General features: G+C 61.9%; 17 protein-coding genes. 16 read left to right on the top strand and 1 reads right to left on the bottom strand.

All coding sequences use genetic code 11. The features are described 5' to 3' along the window. Nucleotides 1-6 precede the first annotated feature (6 nt). The 16 genes from CIT25_RS20910 (at nt 7) to CIT25_RS20835 (ending at nt 15,121) form a co-directional block, all read left to right on the top strand. On the top strand, nt 7-1,068 hold the full coding sequence (locus CIT25_RS20910; RefSeq protein ID WP_164759013.1) for a glycosyltransferase family 4 protein: 1,062 nt from the start codon (nt 7-9) through the stop codon (nt 1,066-1,068). A gap of 2 nt (nt 1,069-1,070) precedes the next feature. Then, nucleotides 1,071-2,201, top strand: coding sequence for a CgeB family protein (locus CIT25_RS20905; RefSeq protein ID WP_095486608.1), 1,131 nt, complete (start codon nt 1,071-1,073; stop codon nt 2,199-2,201). Further along, on the top strand, nt 2,198-3,292 hold the full coding sequence (locus tag CIT25_RS20900; protein WP_095486394.1) for a CgeB family protein: 1,095 nt from the start codon (nt 2,198-2,200) through the stop codon (nt 3,290-3,292). Before CIT25_RS20905 ends, CIT25_RS20900 begins: the two co-directional genes overlap by 4 nt. Then, a complete protein-coding gene (locus CIT25_RS20895; RefSeq protein ID WP_095486393.1) occupies nt 3,289-4,398 on the top strand; it encodes a CgeB family protein in 1,110 nt (369 codons plus the stop codon). Before CIT25_RS20900 ends, CIT25_RS20895 begins: the two co-directional genes overlap by 4 nt. Nucleotides 4,399-4,421: 23 nt before the next feature. After that, nucleotides 4,422-5,468: a UDP-glucuronic acid decarboxylase family protein gene (locus CIT25_RS20890; protein WP_095486606.1), complete on the top strand. Its 1,047-nt coding sequence runs from the start codon at nt 4,422-4,424 to the stop codon at nt 5,466-5,468. A gap of 100 nt (nt 5,469-5,568) precedes the next feature. Next, on the top strand, nt 5,569-5,787 hold the full coding sequence (locus CIT25_RS20885; protein WP_164759012.1) for a hypothetical protein: 219 nt from the start codon (nt 5,569-5,571) through the stop codon (nt 5,785-5,787). A gap of 160 nt (nt 5,788-5,947) precedes the next feature. Further along, nucleotides 5,948-7,051, top strand: a complete 1,104-nt coding sequence (locus CIT25_RS20880) for an inositol-3-phosphate synthase (protein ID WP_095486605.1) — start codon at nt 5,948-5,950, stop codon at nt 7,049-7,051. Continuing rightward, the gene (locus tag CIT25_RS20875) at nt 7,048-7,644 is read left to right on the top strand and encodes a histidine phosphatase family protein (protein ID WP_095486392.1); all 597 of its coding nucleotides are present in this window, start codon (nt 7,048-7,050) and stop codon (nt 7,642-7,644) included. Before CIT25_RS20880 ends, CIT25_RS20875 begins: the two co-directional genes overlap by 4 nt. A 13-nt stretch (nt 7,645-7,657) precedes the next feature. Then, the gene (locus CIT25_RS20870) at nt 7,658-8,755 is read left to right on the top strand and encodes a CgeB family protein (protein WP_095486391.1); all 1,098 of its coding nucleotides are present in this window, start codon (nt 7,658-7,660) and stop codon (nt 8,753-8,755) included. Further along, on the top strand, nt 8,755-9,561 hold the full coding sequence (locus tag CIT25_RS20865; RefSeq protein ID WP_095486390.1) for a sugar phosphate nucleotidyltransferase: 807 nt from the start codon (nt 8,755-8,757) through the stop codon (nt 9,559-9,561). The genes CIT25_RS20870 and CIT25_RS20865 overlap by 1 nt, the downstream gene beginning before the upstream one ends. Before the next feature lie 2 nt (nt 9,562-9,563). Continuing rightward, nucleotides 9,564-10,325, top strand: a complete 762-nt coding sequence (locus CIT25_RS20860) for a TIGR04290 family methyltransferase (RefSeq protein ID WP_095486389.1) — start codon at nt 9,564-9,566, stop codon at nt 10,323-10,325. After that, nucleotides 10,318-11,250 (top strand): glycoside hydrolase 5 family protein, encoded by a 933-nt coding sequence (locus tag CIT25_RS20855; protein WP_095486388.1) that lies wholly within the window; start codon nt 10,318-10,320, stop codon nt 11,248-11,250. The genes CIT25_RS20860 and CIT25_RS20855 overlap by 8 nt, the downstream gene beginning before the upstream one ends. 7 nt (nt 11,251-11,257) lie before the next feature. Then, entirely contained in the window at nt 11,258-12,109 is an 852-nt protein-coding gene (locus CIT25_RS20850; protein WP_158302616.1) for a PIG-L deacetylase family protein, read from the top strand. Beyond that, entirely contained in the window at nt 12,106-13,170 is a 1,065-nt protein-coding gene (locus CIT25_RS20845; protein WP_095486386.1) for a glycosyltransferase, read from the top strand. The genes CIT25_RS20850 and CIT25_RS20845 overlap by 4 nt, the downstream gene beginning before the upstream one ends. 8 nt (nt 13,171-13,178) lie before the next feature. Further along, entirely contained in the window at nt 13,179-14,168 is a 990-nt protein-coding gene (locus CIT25_RS20840) for a GNAT family N-acetyltransferase (RefSeq protein ID WP_095486385.1), read from the top strand. Beyond that, nucleotides 14,165-15,121, top strand: a complete 957-nt coding sequence (locus CIT25_RS20835) for a class I SAM-dependent methyltransferase (RefSeq protein WP_095486604.1) — start codon at nt 14,165-14,167, stop codon at nt 15,119-15,121. The genes CIT25_RS20840 and CIT25_RS20835 overlap by 4 nt, the downstream gene beginning before the upstream one ends. Nucleotides 15,122-15,802: 681 nt before the next feature. Here the strand turns inward: CIT25_RS20835 and CIT25_RS20825 are convergent. Further along, nucleotides 15,803-16,366 carry a sigma-70 family RNA polymerase sigma factor gene (locus tag CIT25_RS20825; protein ID WP_095486602.1) on the bottom strand — a complete coding sequence of 188 codons (564 nt, stop codon included), beginning with the start codon at nt 16,364-16,366 and terminating at the stop codon, nt 15,803-15,805. Between the last annotated feature and the right edge of the window lie 138 nt (nt 16,367-16,504).

The following is a 16,504-nucleotide window of genomic DNA, read 5'->3' as shown; positions in this document are numbered from 1 at the left end:
ATCCTGATGACCGTCGACGCTGTCGGCGGTGTCTGGCGCTACGCGCTTGATCTGGCGCGGGAGCTGGCCCACGGCGGCGACAGCATCGTGCTCGCCGGATTAGGCCCGGAGCCGTCCGAGGAGCAGGCGAAGGAGGCGCAGGCTTTCGCGGCCCTGGCGTGGCTCAAGACACCGCCGGACTGGATGACCCGGAATGAGCACGATCTGGAAATGTTGCCGCAGGAACTGCGCGCACTTGTTCGTGATTACGCAATCGACCTCGTCCATGTCAATGCGCCGACGCAGGCCGTGGGACTTGATGTGCCGTGCCCGGTCGTAGCGGTCTCGCATTCATGCGTTGTGACGTGGCTCCACGCCGTCAGGGGACAGACTGTGGACGGCGCATGGGGCTGGCAGAAGGATCGCAACAGACGCGGTTTCGATTGGGCAAATGCGGTAATCGCCCCCAGCCGCAGCCATGCCAACATGCTCGAAGCCTGCTACGGGCCGATCGCCGGCCTGAGCGTTGTCAGCAATGGCACGCGGCAGGGTCCAAAAGCAGAGAGGCGGGAAGCGGTGGTTCTCGCCGCCGCGCGCTGGTGGGATGAAGGAAAGAACGCAGCTACGCTGGACCAAGCGGCATCGCTGACGAAATGGCCGGTCTTCGCTGCCGGGCCGCTGCAGAGCGCCGATGGGCAACGCGCCAATTTCAGCAGCGTCATCCCTCTGGGCTCTGTCTGCCACGATGAGGTGCGTCTGTTGATGGCGCGGGCCGGCATCTTCGTGTCGCCGTCCGTCTACGAACCCTTCGGCCTTGCCGCGCTGGAGGCATCCACATCGGCTACACCTCTGGTGCTTGCCGACATCCCAACCTATCGCGAATTGTGGGACGGCGTGGCCATGTTCTACGACGCCCACGATCCACGCGATCTCGCCAGATGCATCGATTATCTCTCATACGACGCCCAGTATAGGCGCCGGCTCGGCGAAGCCGCCGCACGCCGGGCGCGCAAGTTTTCACCGGCAAGACAAGCGGCCGCCATGCACGACATCTACGATCGGGCCGCCCTGGCCGTTGCGGAACGCTGATGATGCGGTTTGTGTTCTATACCCATTCCGTCGTTTCCGACTGGAACCACGGCAACGCACATTTCCTGCGCGGCATCATGCGGGAGCTCGTTGCACGCGGGCACCAGGCGATCGCGCTGGAGCCGGCGGACGGCTGGAGCCGTTCGAACCTGCTGGCAGAGAAAGGGCCCTTCGCGATCGAGCGCTTCAGGAAGGATTTTCCGGAGCTGATGCCGGTAACCTACGACGCCTCCTTCGATCATGAAACCTGGATTGCCGACGCCGATGTGGTGATCGTGCACGAATGGACGGACCCGGCGCTCGTCGCGCGCATCGGCAGGGCCAAGGCCAACGGAGGCGGCTTCACGCTTCTGTTCCATGACACCCACCATCGCGCCGTCTCGGCGACGCAGGCGATCTCGGCTCTGCGGCTGGAGCATTATGACGGCGTGCTCGCCTTCGGCGAAGCGTTGCGGGAAAGCTATCTTCGCGCCGGCTGGGGCAAACGTGCCTTCACCTGGCACGAAGCGGCGGATGCATGCCTGTTCAAACCGCACCCGGAGATCGACCCTACATCCGACGTGATCTGGATCGGCAACTGGGGCGACGACGAGCGCAGTGCCGAAATCAAGGAATTCCTGATCGATCCGGTGGAACAACTTGGCCTGAGCGGCACTGTCCATGGCGTGCGCTATCCACGCGAAGCGCTCGCCGATCTTGCCGCCGCCGGCCTGGGTTACGAAGGCTGGATTGCCAATGCCGACGTGCCCAAGGCATTCGCGGCGCATCGCGTTACCGTCCATATTCCGCGGCGTCCCTATCGGGAGAGCCTGCCCGGAATCCCGACGATCCGCATGTTCGAAGCGCTCGCCTGCGGCATCCCGCTCGTTTCGGCGCCTTGGGCCGACGTCGAACAACTCTTCAGGCCAGGTATCGACTTCCTTTTCGCGCGCGACGGAGCCGAGATGGGCCGTCATCTTCGCGACGTGCTGGACGATGCTGACCTGGCCGCCTCCCTCGTGAAATCCGGCCTCGAAACCATCCGGACGCGACACACGTGCCGGCACCGGGCGGACGAGTTGTTCGACGTACTCGCCGAATGCGGCAGCCGCCAAGCCATCGATTCCATCGCCGTAGAGGAGACAGTCGTATGAAGATTGCATTTTATGGATCGAGCCTGCTGTCGTCCTATTGGAACGGCGCGGCGACCTATTATCGCGGATTGCTCAAGGCTCTTTCCCAGCTCGGTTACGAGATCACCTTCTATGAACCGGACGTCTACGACAGGCAGAAGAACCGCGATATCGAGGCACCGGACTGGTGCCATGTCGTCATCTACGAGGCGACCCCGCATGCGCTGATGCAGGTGGCAGCAAGCGCCGGCGAAGCCGACATCGTCGTCAAGGCAAGCGGGGTAGGCTTCGAGGACGAGGCGCTGCTGCGCGCGGTGCTCGACCATGCCCGCTCCGATGCGCTGACAGTGTTCTGGGATGTCGACGCACCGGCCACTCTGGGCCAGTTGCGCGACGAGCCGGACCATCCCCTGCACCGCGCGTTGCGGGAGATCGACCTTGTCCTCACCTATGGCGGCGGAGATCCGGTCGTATGGGCCTATCGTGCGCTGGGGGCGGCCGAGTGCGTGCCGATCTACAATGCGCTCGATCCCGAAACGCATCATCCTGTCGCGAAGGATGCGCGGTTCGCTTGCGACCTCGCCTTTCTCGGCAACCGCCTGCCGGACCGTGAAGCGCGCGTCGAAGCCTTCTTCCTCGATCCGGCCAGCCGTTCGCGCGATCAGCGTTTCCTGCTCGGCGGATCGGGTTGGGGTGACAAGCAGCTTCCGGCAAATGTTGCATGGCTCGGCCACGTCGGCACGCGCGATCACAATGCGTTCAACGTCACATCCAAGGCGGTGCTGAACATCAGCCGCGACAGCATGGCCGCCAATGGTTTTTCACCTGCCACACGCGTCTTCGAGGCTGCGGGTGCCGGCGCATGCCTCATCACCGACGCCTGGCTCGGCGTCGAATTGTTCCTGGTCCCTGGCGAAGAGATCCTGGTGGCGCGCGACGGCGACGATGTCGCCGAAATCATGCGGACCCTCACACCCCGGCGGGCAAAGGCGATCGGCGCAGCTGCGCTTCGGCGTGTTCTCGCCGAGCATACCTACGCGTTAAGGGCAGCTGTGGCCGACGCTGTCTTCAGGCGCCATTTCGAGCGCCCCACCGTGGAGGCAGCGGAATGACCAAGCGGCTCGATATCGTCTTTCTTGGCCTGTCTTTGTCCTCTTCATGGGGAAACGGCCACGCCACGACCTTTCGCGGGTTGCTGAAGGGCCTGCACGAGCTCGGCCATCGCGTCACCTTCCTCGAGCGCGACGTACCGTGGTACGCAAGCCATCGCGATCTGCGCGACCCGGACTTCTGCACGTTGCGCTACTACGAAACGACGAACGATCTTCGTCGCACCTATGCTCGCTGCCTGCAGCAGGCCGATATCGTGGTGGTTGGGTCCTTCGTCCCGGAGGGGCGCGCAGTCGTCGACATCGTTGCGTCCCTGTGCACGGGCCAGTTCTGCTTTTACGACATCGACACGCCAGTCACGTTGGCAAAGCTCGCCGCGGATGATTGCGACTACATATGCCGACGGCAGATTCCGTATTTCGACGTCTATTTCTCATTCGCCGGCGGGCCAACGCTCGCCCGTTTGGCGGCGGACTTCGGTGCACGGCGCGCCGAGCCGCTCTACTGCTCCGTCGACCCGGAGCGGCATCGCCGAACGGCCGATCCGATCTGCTGGGACCTTGGTTATCTCGGCACCTACAGCTCGGACCGGCAGGCGACCCTGGATGCACTCCTGCTTGAACCGGCAAGACGCATGCCGGACCGCCACTTCGTCGTGGCCGGCTCGCAATTCCCGTCCGAGACCGTCTGGCCGAGCAATGTCGATCGCATCGAGCACTTGCCGCCGGCGGACCACGCCGCCTTCTACAGCCGCCAGCGCTACACGTTGAACGTCACGCGCAGCTCCATGATAGCGGCTGGATGGTCTCCCAGCGTACGTCTCTTCGAGGCGGCTGCCTGTGGCACGGCCATCATCAGCGATCGCTGGACAGGTCTGGATAGCTTCTTTCCGACAGCCACGATCAACACGGCCAGCCAAGCCGAAGACGTGATCGACATCCTATCCAGGCAGTCCGACCGCGCCAGGCTGGCTATGGCCAAGCGGGCACGCAAAACGATCCTGGCAGCACATACCGGCGCCGCGAGAGCCCGTGAATTCGTTTCGCTGCTGGCGCGGCCAAGATCGGCACGTCCGGCCCTCGATCTGGACATTGAAAGTGCAGCATGACTGGCAGACAGGAGAAAATAGAGATGCGGCAATCAAGAAGGACGCAACGGACCAGGACGGCGCTTGTCGCCGGCGGCGCGGGTTTCCTCGGTTCGCATCTTTGCGAAACACTGCTTCAGGCCGGGTATCGTGTGATCTGTGTGGACAATTTCCTTACCGGTCGGATGGAAAACATCATCTCGATCGTGGACCGTCCTCGTTTCCGCTTGATCGAGCAGGATATCTGCCGACCATTGGATCTTACTGAGCCTGTGGACCGCATTTTCAACCTTGCGTGCGCCGCGTCACCGCCGCGCTACCAAGCCGATCCGGTTCACACCACGCGAACCTGCGTGATCGGAACGCTAAATCTGCTTGAGCTCGCCGCCCAAAACAGTGCGCGCTTTCTGCAGGCATCGACAAGCGAAGTGTATGGCGATCCCGAACAGCACCCGCAAAGGGAAGACTATGTCGGTCACGTGAACTGCACCGGTCCGCGCGCCTGTTATGATGAGGGCAAACGAACCGCAGAAACCTTGTGCTTCGACTATTTGAGAACCGAAATGGCCGACATCCGGGTCGCCCGCATCTTCAACACCTATGGTCCGCGGATGGATCCTGCCGACGGCCGGATCGTCTCGAACCTGGTGATGCAGGCCCTCGAGAGGAGACCACTGACGATATTCGGCGACGGGCTGCAGACCAGATCGTTCTGCTACGTCTCCGATCTGGTTGACGGTCTGGTCCGCCTTATGAATATCGATTCGAATCCGCGCCAACCGGTCAATTTGGGCAATCCCGGGGAATTCACCGTCCTTCAACTGGCCGGATTGGTGAGAGATATGACCCATAGCAAGTCGGCCTTCAAATTCCTGCCACTGCCGCAAGACGACCCTCGCCGGCGGCAACCGGACATTTCCCGAGCAGAAACCCTTCTCAATTGGTCGCCAAAGGTGCCGCTCAGGCAAGGCCTGATGCAGACGATCAGCTACTTTACGGAGCTTGAAGCCAGCCGGAGCGAGGATCGAATTTCCCCGATTGCAACAAGCGTGAGGTCCGCTTCGGGCCGACTGCAAAACCTGCCCGCCTGAAGTCAGGAAGGGCTGTGCGCTCGGGTATGGTCGTGGTGATACCGCGACCAACACGGGCTTCATTTTTTCTCATTGGGGGAACATCCAGCCGAGCTCGCCGTTGGGCGATGATACCGGCATGGAGAACGGACCCGTGCATCGAAAACGATCCGCCAAGGACATCGAGCAAATGGCCGCAAGGGAAACGGCTGCCTTTCTGAGACGTGCCTCAATCACCTACCTTGAATGCTGTGTGAGCCTGATGATGACGCATCTTGAACGCGAGGAGGTGGTCACCATCCTGGAAAAAGAAGCGGATATGCTGCGAAGGCTCGACTGAGGCTTGCGGCGCCCAGGCATCGATCGGCTCAGCCTCAAACACAGCGCGCAGTTGTCATCTCGCCGTAACGTTCGTGATTTTTCCAGGTCGCAAGGAACATTCCTGGCAACTGGCAGTTCGGCGCGAGGAACTTACCTTCAACAGCGATGGCGGCAGTTTCGTGGGATCGAAAAAGGTACGGATTGGAATAGCCGGCGTCGGCAATTGCGCGTCTTCCCTTGTCCAGGGCCTCTCATATTATCGGGACGCCAGAGGTAATGAGCGGATACCCGGCCTTATGCATGCCGATCTCGGCGGCTATCACGTCGATGACATCGAAGTGGTCTGTGCTTTCGACGTCGCTAAGGGCAAAGTTGGGCGAGATGTGGCGGAAGCCATATACAATCCACCCAATAATACCTTCCGCTTTGCCGATGTCGCAGCAACCGGCGTTCGCGTCGAGCGCGGACCAACGCTCGACGGCATCGGCAAGTATCTGCGCGATGAGATCGAGGAGGCAGAAGAGCCGGTCGCGAATATCAGCGCGCTGCTTCGGGAAAGCGGCGCTGACGTATTGGTCTCATATCTGCCGGTCGGCTCGGAAGAGGCTACGCGTTTTTATGCCGAGTGCGCGCTCGAGGCCGGCTGCGCCTTCGTCAACTGCATACCGGTTTTTATTGCGTCGCGGCCGGAATGGCGCCAACTCTTCGAACAGCGTGGCCTGCCATTGATCGGCGACGACATCAAAAGCCAGGTCGGCGCGACAATCGTGCACCGGTTGCTCGCCAATCTGTTCCGCGAGCGCGGCGTCCGCATCGACCGCACCTATCAGCTGAATTTCGGCGGCAACACCGACTTCCTCAACATGCTGGAACGCGAGCGGCTGGAATCGAAGAAGATCTCGAAGACACAATCCGTAACCAGCCAGCTCGACGTTCCCCTGGAGGCCGGCAACATCCATGTCGGCCCCAGCGACCATGTGCCTTGGCTCACCGATCGAAAATGGGCCTACATCCGCGTCGAAGGCACGACGTTCGGCGGCGTGCCGCTGAATGCAGAGCTCAAGCTGGAAGTGTGGGATTCGCCCAACTCGGCCGGAGTCGTGATCGACGCTGTGCGCTGCGCCAAGCTGGCGCTTGACCGCGGCATCGCGGGAGCGCTGACCGGCCCCTGCAGCTATTTCATGAAGTCGCCGCCCGAGCAATTCACCGATGCCGAGGCACGCCTGCGCACGCTCTCTTTCATCGCCGGAAGGGACGAGCCGATGCTCGATGCCGCGGAATGACGACGACGTTCTTCTTGATCCGCCATGCGGCGCACGACAATGTCGGCGACTATCTTGCCGGACGTATGGCCGGAATTTGCCTTGGCGAAACCGGCAAGGCACAAGCCTCGCGCCTGGCCAGCCATATGGCGTCAGAGCCACTCGCAGCCATCTGTTGCAGCCCGCGCGAACGAACACTGGAAACCGCAAAACCGATCGCAATCGCCTGCAGTCCCGACAAGATCACAATCTGCCAAGAGCTCGATGAGATCGACTTCGGCGCGTGGTCGGGAAAGACCTTCGAAGAGTTGAACCAGGACGCCGACTGGCGGGTGTGGAACAGTCAACGTCAGCAGGCGAGGACGCCGGGCGGCGAGACCATGCTGGACGTCCAGCAACGTGTCATCTCGCTGATGCAGCAGCTTCGCAAACGCTATCAGAACCAGTCCGTGGCGCTGGTCAGCCATGCCGACGTGATCAAGGCCGCCGTCTGCAAGGTGCTCGGCTTGCCGCTGGGAGATTGTTTTCGCTTCGACATCGACCCCGCTTCGATCACCACGATCGTATCCGGTGACTGGGGCTCCAAGCTGATCCGATTAAACGAAGCCGCCTGACGAGGACTGCCGGATGCGAATGGTCATTTTCGGTCTCACCGTCACCTCCTCGTGGGGAAACGGACACGCGACTCTGTGGCGTGGGCTTATCCGGGCGCTCGGCGGGCTGGGCTGGTCCGTCACCTTCTTCGAACGCAACACTCCCTATTATGCCGGGGCGCGCGACCTTGACCATCTCGATGGCGGCAATGTCGTTCTCTATCCGGACTGGGAAGACATCCGCCATGTCGCGGAACAGGCGATCGGGCAAACGGACGTCGTCATCGTCACATCTTATTGCCCCGACGCCGTGGAGGCATCGCGCCTGGCGCAGCAGGCCTCTCGCGGACTGAGGGTTTTCTACGATCTGGACACGCCGGTCACACTCGCCCGGATCGAGCAAGGTCAACGGCCGGCATATTACGGGCCCGAAGGCCTTCGCGATTTCGATCTTGTCCTGAGCTATACCGGGGGAACCGCAATCGACGCGCTCAAAACGTTGTTGGGTGCCCGGCGTGTCCTGCCTCTCTACGGCCATGTCGATCCCGAGCGACACCGACCGGCACAGCCCCGGGCCGAATTTGCCGGGGACCTGTCCTATCTCGGAACTTATGCCGCAGATCGCCAGGCCGGCGTCGAAAAGCTGCTGGTGCGCACGGCAGCGCGCCTGCCGGACCATCGCTTCGTCATCGGCGGCGCCCAATACCCGCACGAATTTCCGTGGGGCGAGAACATCTTTTTTGTCAGGCACCTTCCGCCTGCGGATCATCCGGCTTTCTTCTCCTCCTCGCGTCTGACGCTGAACGTGACCCGCGAGGCAATGGCCAAGAGGGGCTGGTGTCCTTCGGGCAGGCTGTTCGAGGCGGCAGCCTGCGGCGCAGCTATCGTGAGCGACACCTGGCCCGGGCTGAGCAGTTTTTTCCAACCTGGCAGCGAGATCCTCCTGGCGGACACCACCGACGACGTGGTTGCCGCAGTCTGCTTGTCGGACAGCGAAATTGACGCAATTCGGCGCCGTGCGCGCGAGCGGGTGTTGGACGAGCATACCTCTGCGCAACGCGCCAGGGAGCTGGACCGCCTCCTGTCAGATTCATTGCAGACGGCGGGCGAGCCGTTGAAGGAAGCAATCTGATGTTGGGCATCGTGCCTGCTGCCGGCCGCGGCAGCCGCATTCAGCCACTCGGCTTCTCGAAGGAACTCCTGCCGGTCGGCAGCCGCATCGACGGCCAAACCGAGCGTCCCTGCGCGGTGAGCGAATATCTGGTGCGTCGCATGGTGCGCAACGGCGTCGACAAGATCTGCTTCGTCATCGGATCGGGAAAATCGGACATCCTCGAATATTATGCCGCCGGCTATGGCGATGCCGCAGCACTGTTTGTCGTGCAGCCCACCCCTGTCGGTCTTTGCGATGCGATCTTCCGCGCTGCGCCGCTCGTCGCGCCGGACGAGACAGTCCTGATCGGCCTGCCCGATACGATCTGGCTTCCCGAAGACGGTTTCTGCGCCCTGCGGAACGATTGCCTGTCTTTCCTGCTGTTCCCCGTCGACCGTCCGGAATTTTTCGATGCCGTCATTCTCGACAACGACAGCCGGGTGAAGGAAATCCAGGTCAAGCAACAAGACGCCGGATCGAATTGGATTTGGGGTGCATTCAAGATGCCCGGCCGCATCTTTCATCAGCTTGCGACGCTCTGGCGCGAGCGGAATCGCCATGACGAATACGTCGGCACGCTAATCAACGCCTACCTGGCGGCCGGCGGCGAGGCTTACGGCGTCAAGGCAGGCACAGCCTATGTCGATGTCGGCACGTTCAACGGCTACCGCACGGCACTTCGGCTGCTTGAGAACAACGACGCTACGTCGGAGGACCCGAAAAACCTCATATTCGTGCTGCCAGGGGAGTCGCAAATACCAAGCCATCCAGGCGAAGGAGGCTAGCCATGCTGCATTCCAACGCCGAAATCCGCCGCCGCATCGATGCCCTAGGCCCGTGGTTCCACAATATGGAGTTGGCGGGGGTCGAAACCGCCCCAGACCATTTCCTCGGCAACTACCCGCTGATCAAATGGCGCAAGTTCGCCGACGCCATTCCTGCCGATCTGTCCGGCAAGGCCGTGCTCGACATAGGCTGCAACGCCGGCTTCTACTCGATCGAGATGAAGCGCCGCGGCGCCCGCCGTGTCCTCGGCATCGATTTCGATGAAGCCTATCTGGCGCAGGCGCGCTTCGCCGCCGAAATCGCGGACTGCGACATCGAATTCCAGCAGCTGTCGGTCTACGAGGTGGGCGTCCTGCGGGAGAAATTCGACATCGTCCTGTTCATGGGCGTGCTGTATCACCTGCGCCACCCCCTGCTCGCTCTCGATCTGATCCGTGAGCACGTTGCCGGCGACCTGATGATCTTCCAGTCCATGCAGCGCGGCAGCGCCGACCTGCCTGCACTCGATGAGAATTATCCTTTCTGGACCCACGATCTGTTCGACCGACCGGAGTTTCCGAAGCTGCATTTCGTCGAGCATCGCTATGCCGACGACCCGACCAACTGGTGGATTCCCAATCGCGCCTGCACCGAAGCGATGCTGCGCAGCGCCGGCTTCGAGATCGTGCTGCACCCGGAGCAGGAGGTCTATTTCTGCCGCACCGCCGGTGAGCCGGCCGGCGGCGGCGCCGTTTACCCGTCGAGAGGACAACTTCATGATTGAAGCTGCAATGATCTGGAACGAGCCAAACAACAAGTCCCATTGGGATCCCGAACTCGACCCCGACTGGAGCCGCTTCGCCAATATGGCAATACTGGCCGCCGATGCGATCGCAGCTGAAAACCCCGCCGTGACCAAGATCCTCGGCGGCATTTCGCCGATCGATGCCGATTTCATGGCGCTCATGAAGCAGTATGGTGTGCTCGATCACGTCGATGCCGTCGGCGTGCATGGTTTCCCGCTCGACTGGAACCTTTGGCAGATTCAGGAATGGCCGCAGAAGATCGGCGAGATTTCGACCGTCACCGATCTGCCCGTATGGGTCAGCGAAGTCGGTGTGTCGAGCTTCGGTGCCGAGGAGGTGCAGCGCTGGGGCTTGCGCCGGACCGCCGAACTGCTGCTCGGCAATGCGCCGCGCATACAATGGTACAGCCTCTACGACCTTCCGCGCGAATGGGGGGCAACGACGCGTCACCGCGAAGCGGAAGGCTCCTCCTACTATCGCCATTTCTACATGGGCCTGCTGCGCGAAGACGGTACGCCCAAACCAGCGCTCGAGGAATTCCTGCGTTATGCCCCGGCCATGGGACTGGCGCAGTGGTTCCATTTTGAAGATCCCCGGCTGGACGACGCCGTCGCCTGGATGAAGCGGCTGCGCGTCACCAGTCTGCGCACCGGGCTTTCCTGGGCCGACAGTTTCAGGCCGAATGCGCTGGATTGGTACGACCGGCAGATGGAAGCACTGGCCGATTTCGACGTGACCGTCACCTTCTGCTTCACTCCAGAGCATCGCGGAGTTATGCCGCATCACACCAGTCCGCCGCTGGTGCCGGAGGAGTTCGCGGAGTTTTGTGCGACGATGATCCGTCGCTATGCTCCCGGCATGGCCGTCTCGCCGGTCAGGTCCGTGCGAGCTTCGGCAGCATGAGTGTGTCATGCAACACCAACCTGACGGGTCCGGAACGCTTGCCGAATTCGCGGCCCTGTTGCTAGGTACCGCACCATACTCATCGGACGGTGCTGAAATCATGATCGTCGTCGCGCATCCTGACGACGAGAGCATCGGCATCGGCGGGCATCTTGCCGGATTGCGCGGGTCTCGCATCGTTCATGTCACCGACGGGGCGCCGCGAGATCTTGACGACGCGCGGGCGTACGGCTTCGAGACTTGGCAGGACTACGCCGCAGCTCGCCACAGGGAGTTGGAGACGGCGCTCTCGGCGGCGGGTTTTCCGCCGACCGGATTGATCAGCCTCGGTTATCCCGACAAGCAAGCCGCCGGAAACCTTAGCTCGCTCGCACGGGAACTGACCTGCCTGCTGGCCGATTGCGACATCAGCTTCGTCTGCACGCATCCTTATGAAGGCGGTCACCCCGATCACGACGCGACCGCCTTTGCCGTCCATGCGGCCTGCCATTTGCTGCGCCGCGACGGACGCCAGGCGCCGGCCATCGTCGAAATGGCGTTCTATTGCGCCGGACCTGAGGGCGTGGTCCTTCAGGATTTCAACAGCCGACCCGGCAGTGAGTGCATCGAACTGCACCTTACGGAAGCGGCTTTCGAACGAAAGCAGTGCATGCTGGCCTGCCACCGGACACAGCAACGGACGCTGGCGCCGTTTACGGCGCGCGCCGAACGTTTCCGGGTGGCGCCCGCCTATGATTTCCTGGCCCTGCCGAACAACGGCAAGCTCTATTACGAGGCGCTGCCGCTCGGCTTCGAGCCGGCGGTTTGGCTTCACGCCGCGGCGGCTGCGTATGAGGAGCTTCGGCTCGACCGGCCATGACCCTCACCGTCCTGAACGTCGCCTACCCTCTCGCGCCAGTCGGCCTGGATGCGGTTGGCGGTGCCGAGCAGGTGCTATCGATGCTCGACCAGGCACTGGTGCGCGCGGGGCACATTTCCATCGTGATCGGCTGCCAGGGCTCCAGAGCGTCGGGCGTCCTCATCGAGACACCTGCTGAACCAGGTGTGCTCGACGATGCGGCGAAAACACGGGCACAGCGCTCCCACCGCGCCGCGATAGACGCGGCACGCTCCCGTTGGTCGATCGACGTGATTCATCTGCACGGCATCGATTTTCATGCCTATCTGCCTGACCATGGCCCGACACTGGTAAGCCTGCACCTGCCGCTGGATTGGTATCCGGCCGATGCTCTGCGCCCGGTGCGCAACGATCTATGGCTCCACGCCGTCTCAGTGGCGCAGCAGAAGACAGCACCGCCGGGCACCAAGCTCGTTGCACCCATTCCAAACGGCGTCGATATCGATGCGCTGAGCGGCCCGCAGTCCAAGCGCAACTTTGCATTGGTTCTCAGCCGCATCTGCCCGGAAAAGGGCATCCATCTGGCGCTGGACGCCGCCAAGCAGGCTGGCGTGCCGCTGGTCATCGGCGGCAAGGTCTACCCCTATGAAACGCATACGCTGTACCTTCGTCACGAAGTCCAGCCTCGCCTTGACAAGCACCGCCGCTTCCTCGGTCCGCTCGGCTTCACCGCCAAACGGCGCTTTCTCAACGCCGCCCGTTGCCTGGTCATTCCCAGCCTTGCCGCGGAGACCAGCTCGCTTGTCGCGATGGAGGCCCTCGCCTGCGGCACACCGGTTGTCGCCTTTCCAAACGGCGCGCTGCCGGACGTGGTCGAGCACGGCAAGACGGGCTTTCTGGTGAATGACGTCGACGAGATGGCGGAGGCCATTATCGCAGCATCCGGCCTGGATGCCGAGACATGCCGGGCCGAGGCGCGGCGGCGCTTTTCGCTCGACCGCATGATTTCGTCTTACATGGACGCCTACCATGCGCTGGCGGGGCTTGGTGGCGGCCGCAGGCGCCTCGCGGCGGCGCAGTGAGTGCATCCATGCTCCGCTCGGAGATCATCGACGATGCGGCCGCCCTTGAGGCCCTGGCGCCGCGCTGGTGGGAACTCTGGGCGCATAGCCGGACGGCGACGCCGTTCCAATGCCCCGCCTGGCTCGTGCCGTGGTGGCGCACGTTTGCGCCCGGAGAGCTGGCTACGATCGCCGTCTGGCGTGGCGACGATCTGGTGGGATTGGCGCCGTTTTATCTGGAACACACACCTTCCGGGCCGAGACTGCTTCCGGTCGGGATTTCGTTGAGCGATTATCTGGATGTCCTGTGTTTCCCCGGCATCGAAGCGACTGTCGCCGCCGAAATCGCCGACCAGGCTCTCGCGATCAATTGGTCGCAATGGATTTTGCCGGATTTGCCGGCGGGTGCTGCGGGTCTCACTATTACGCACCCTGCGCTGGAGGCGGGTCAACTCGTCGATCACGCCGCTTGTCCCGTGCTCTCGATCATTGGAGCCGATGCGCTTGCGGTCTGCGTTCCGGCGCGGCGAAGGCGCCAGCTGCGCCGCGCGCATAGAGCCGCAGGCAGGCGCGGCTGCGTCTCCGTCATGCCGGTGCAAGATAGTCCCAAAGCATTCTTCGAGCACCTGATCCGCCTTCATGGCGCACGTTGGGCCGGGCATGGTGACGGCGTGCTGGCCGATCCGGCTGCGGAAGAATTCCATCGGCAGGCGCTTGCCCTGCTTGCCGCACAGGGTCTTGTGCGATGCTGGCTTGTTGCTATCGATGACGCGGTCGTCGGCGCCTACTATGGATTTCACCATCGCCACCGCGCCTACGCCTACCTTGGCGGTTTTGATCCGGCCTATGCCGAGGAAAGTCCCGGCGCAATCCTGATCGGTCACGCGATTTCCGAGGCGGCCCGCGAAGGGGCGCGGGAGTTCGATTTCCTGCGCGGCCAGGAGACCTACAAATATGGCTGGGGTGCCGTCGACCAATGGACGATGCGAAAGGTCTGGACGCGGAGCATGGCTCAATGAGCACGACTGGACGAAAACCGTCGTTACAGGCGTCGACGGCAAGAATGGTGTTCGAAGAGTGCATGGCCGACGGCGCCTGCGTCGAAGCCGTCGTTGCCAGACTGGCGCTTCGCTTTGAAACCGGGCTCGATGCTGCGGAACTCGCTGATGTGGCGCTGGATATGTGTTCAGCCGACCTGCGGAACGGGGACAGACTGGAGCGGATCGCCGAGCTGCTTCGTCGCAGGCCTGACATCTTTGCCATGCTGCGCGAAACAGGCGCGGCCGTTCGCCACGAACGCGGTGAATGGGAAACGGATGCCGCTGTCGTCAGGCGGCTGGCCGCCGGCTTCGATGCCGCGGCGGCGATTTCCCTGGCGGCGAGCGTTCAGCTGTCTTCGTTGGGTGACGAGGAGAAGCTCACCGCCACTACCGACGAGATCGTCGCATGGCTGGAAACACAAGGCTTCACTGGCGCCGACCGGGACATATTGGACATTGGTTGTGGCATCGGGCGTTTCGAAAGCGCGCTTTCCAGCGCGGCGCACCGGATCGTCGGCATCGACATATCCTCAAAGATGATTTCGATCGCTCGTCAGCGATGTGCCAGCCTGCGCAATGTGGAAGTGCGGCCGACCTCCGGTCTCGATCTTGCGGACTTCGGCAATGCAAGCTTCGATTGCGTGCTGGCTGTCGACAGCTTCCCCTACCTGGCGCTAGCAGGCTTGGCGGAGCGGTATTTCAAGGAAATCGCGCGTGTTCTGAAGACGTCGGGCATGGCAGCACTTCTGAATTACTCCTATCGCGGATCGCCGGCGCTGGATCGTGCCGATGTTCACCGCCTCGCCGGAGCCCACGGCATGCAGGTCGTCGTTGACAGCGAGAAGCCGTTCCGGCTGTGGGATGGCAATGCCTTTCTTCTTGCTGCATCCGAGGGAACATTACGGCTCAATAACTGTTCGGGCGTCACATAGAAAAGGCGCCTGTAAGTGCCCACAATCCTAAGGAGGACTAGGTGGCATACGGCGGCAAGGGACATCACCTCGGCCGTCAGAACAAAGGCTCCGGCGACGGCGCGATGACCGGTTTGCTCAAGACTAGGCCGAGGAAAGCGGTTGCATCCACCAGAGCCTAGAAGCAGCACACCGAGCAACGCAGGCTCGATGGCAATCGGATCAACTCCGATCAGTATCATGCCGCGGATCGGCTCGCGTAAGGCCGAATGTTGCAATCGCAGACGCGATTATGACCAGCGACCAGCTGAGGTCGCGAGAGTCGAATTTGTCGAGCGCGCCTGGGCTTATTGCCGGGGAGGATCGAAGGGAACGCACAGGCTTTCCCGACGATACCAGCGGCTTCGAAACAATGCTGTGCAAGGGTCAGCGCTGACTGTGAGAACGGCGCGTGAATCCTTGCAAACTCTGATTGCTGACACCACACTGGTGAAGGGATCAATTCGTTAAGAGAACATGATGTCTCGCTCGAGCGACGATACGATCAGCCCGCGACTCCGGCTGGCAATAGACCGGAAGATCGCATCTCTGCTGATTGCCATCGAGCAGGAGAAGGTCCCCGAGCGGTTGACCAACCTTGCGGTTCAATTGCAGAACGCGCTTGTCGAGAAGCGTCGATGCAAAGCAAAGAAAGAGGACTAGCTATCGACGCCTGTCGACTGCCAAGTTTCCTTGTACCTCGGACAGGTGATTGCGTCTTTCTACCAATGTCTGCAACGAACTTTCGCCGAGATATTCCAGCGCGCTGGCGCGCGCTCGGTTAAGGCGGCTCTTTACCGTCCCCACCGCGCAACCGCATATTTCGGCAGTTTCTTCATAGCTGACGCCAAGAACCCCGATCAGCATCAGGACCTCGCGCTGATGTTCCGGCAGTTTCTGGACCGCGCCATAGACTTCCTTGCTCTGAACGGACCACTCCTGTGTAGCTTCCGAAATCGGGATCAGAGAGGCACAGTCGAGCAGGCCGGGTTTTTCCCTGTCGGCGGCCTTGACGCGCGTGTAGTGGGTGTTGCGCATGATGGTGAAGAGCCATGACTTCATGCGTGTCCCAGGCTCGAACTTGTCGATGTTGGCGAGCCCTTTGGTCAACGTCTCCTGGACCAGGTCATCGGCATCGTCAGGAACACGGCAGAAGGTGCGGGCGAAGGCTCGCAAGGCAGGTATCAGGTCAACGATGGAAACTTCATCCGTTTCCTGGTTGGCCAAGGCATAGCCCCTGGAGGACAATGGTCCAGCTCCCAGCAAGAACGAGTTGATGAACGCAGACCTAGCTAAATGCATGAAGGTTTGGATCGTTCCGGACATCGAAATAAGTCGCTAGAAAATCTCGGATTGCGCGGACGC

The organism is Mesorhizobium mediterraneum, from assembly GCF_002284565.1.
GTDB classification, from domain to species: domain Bacteria; phylum Pseudomonadota; class Alphaproteobacteria; order Rhizobiales; family Rhizobiaceae; genus Mesorhizobium; species Mesorhizobium mediterraneum.
The sequence above is the reverse complement of the archived record's forward strand: the minus strand, read 5'-3'. Positions and strand labels throughout refer to the sequence as shown.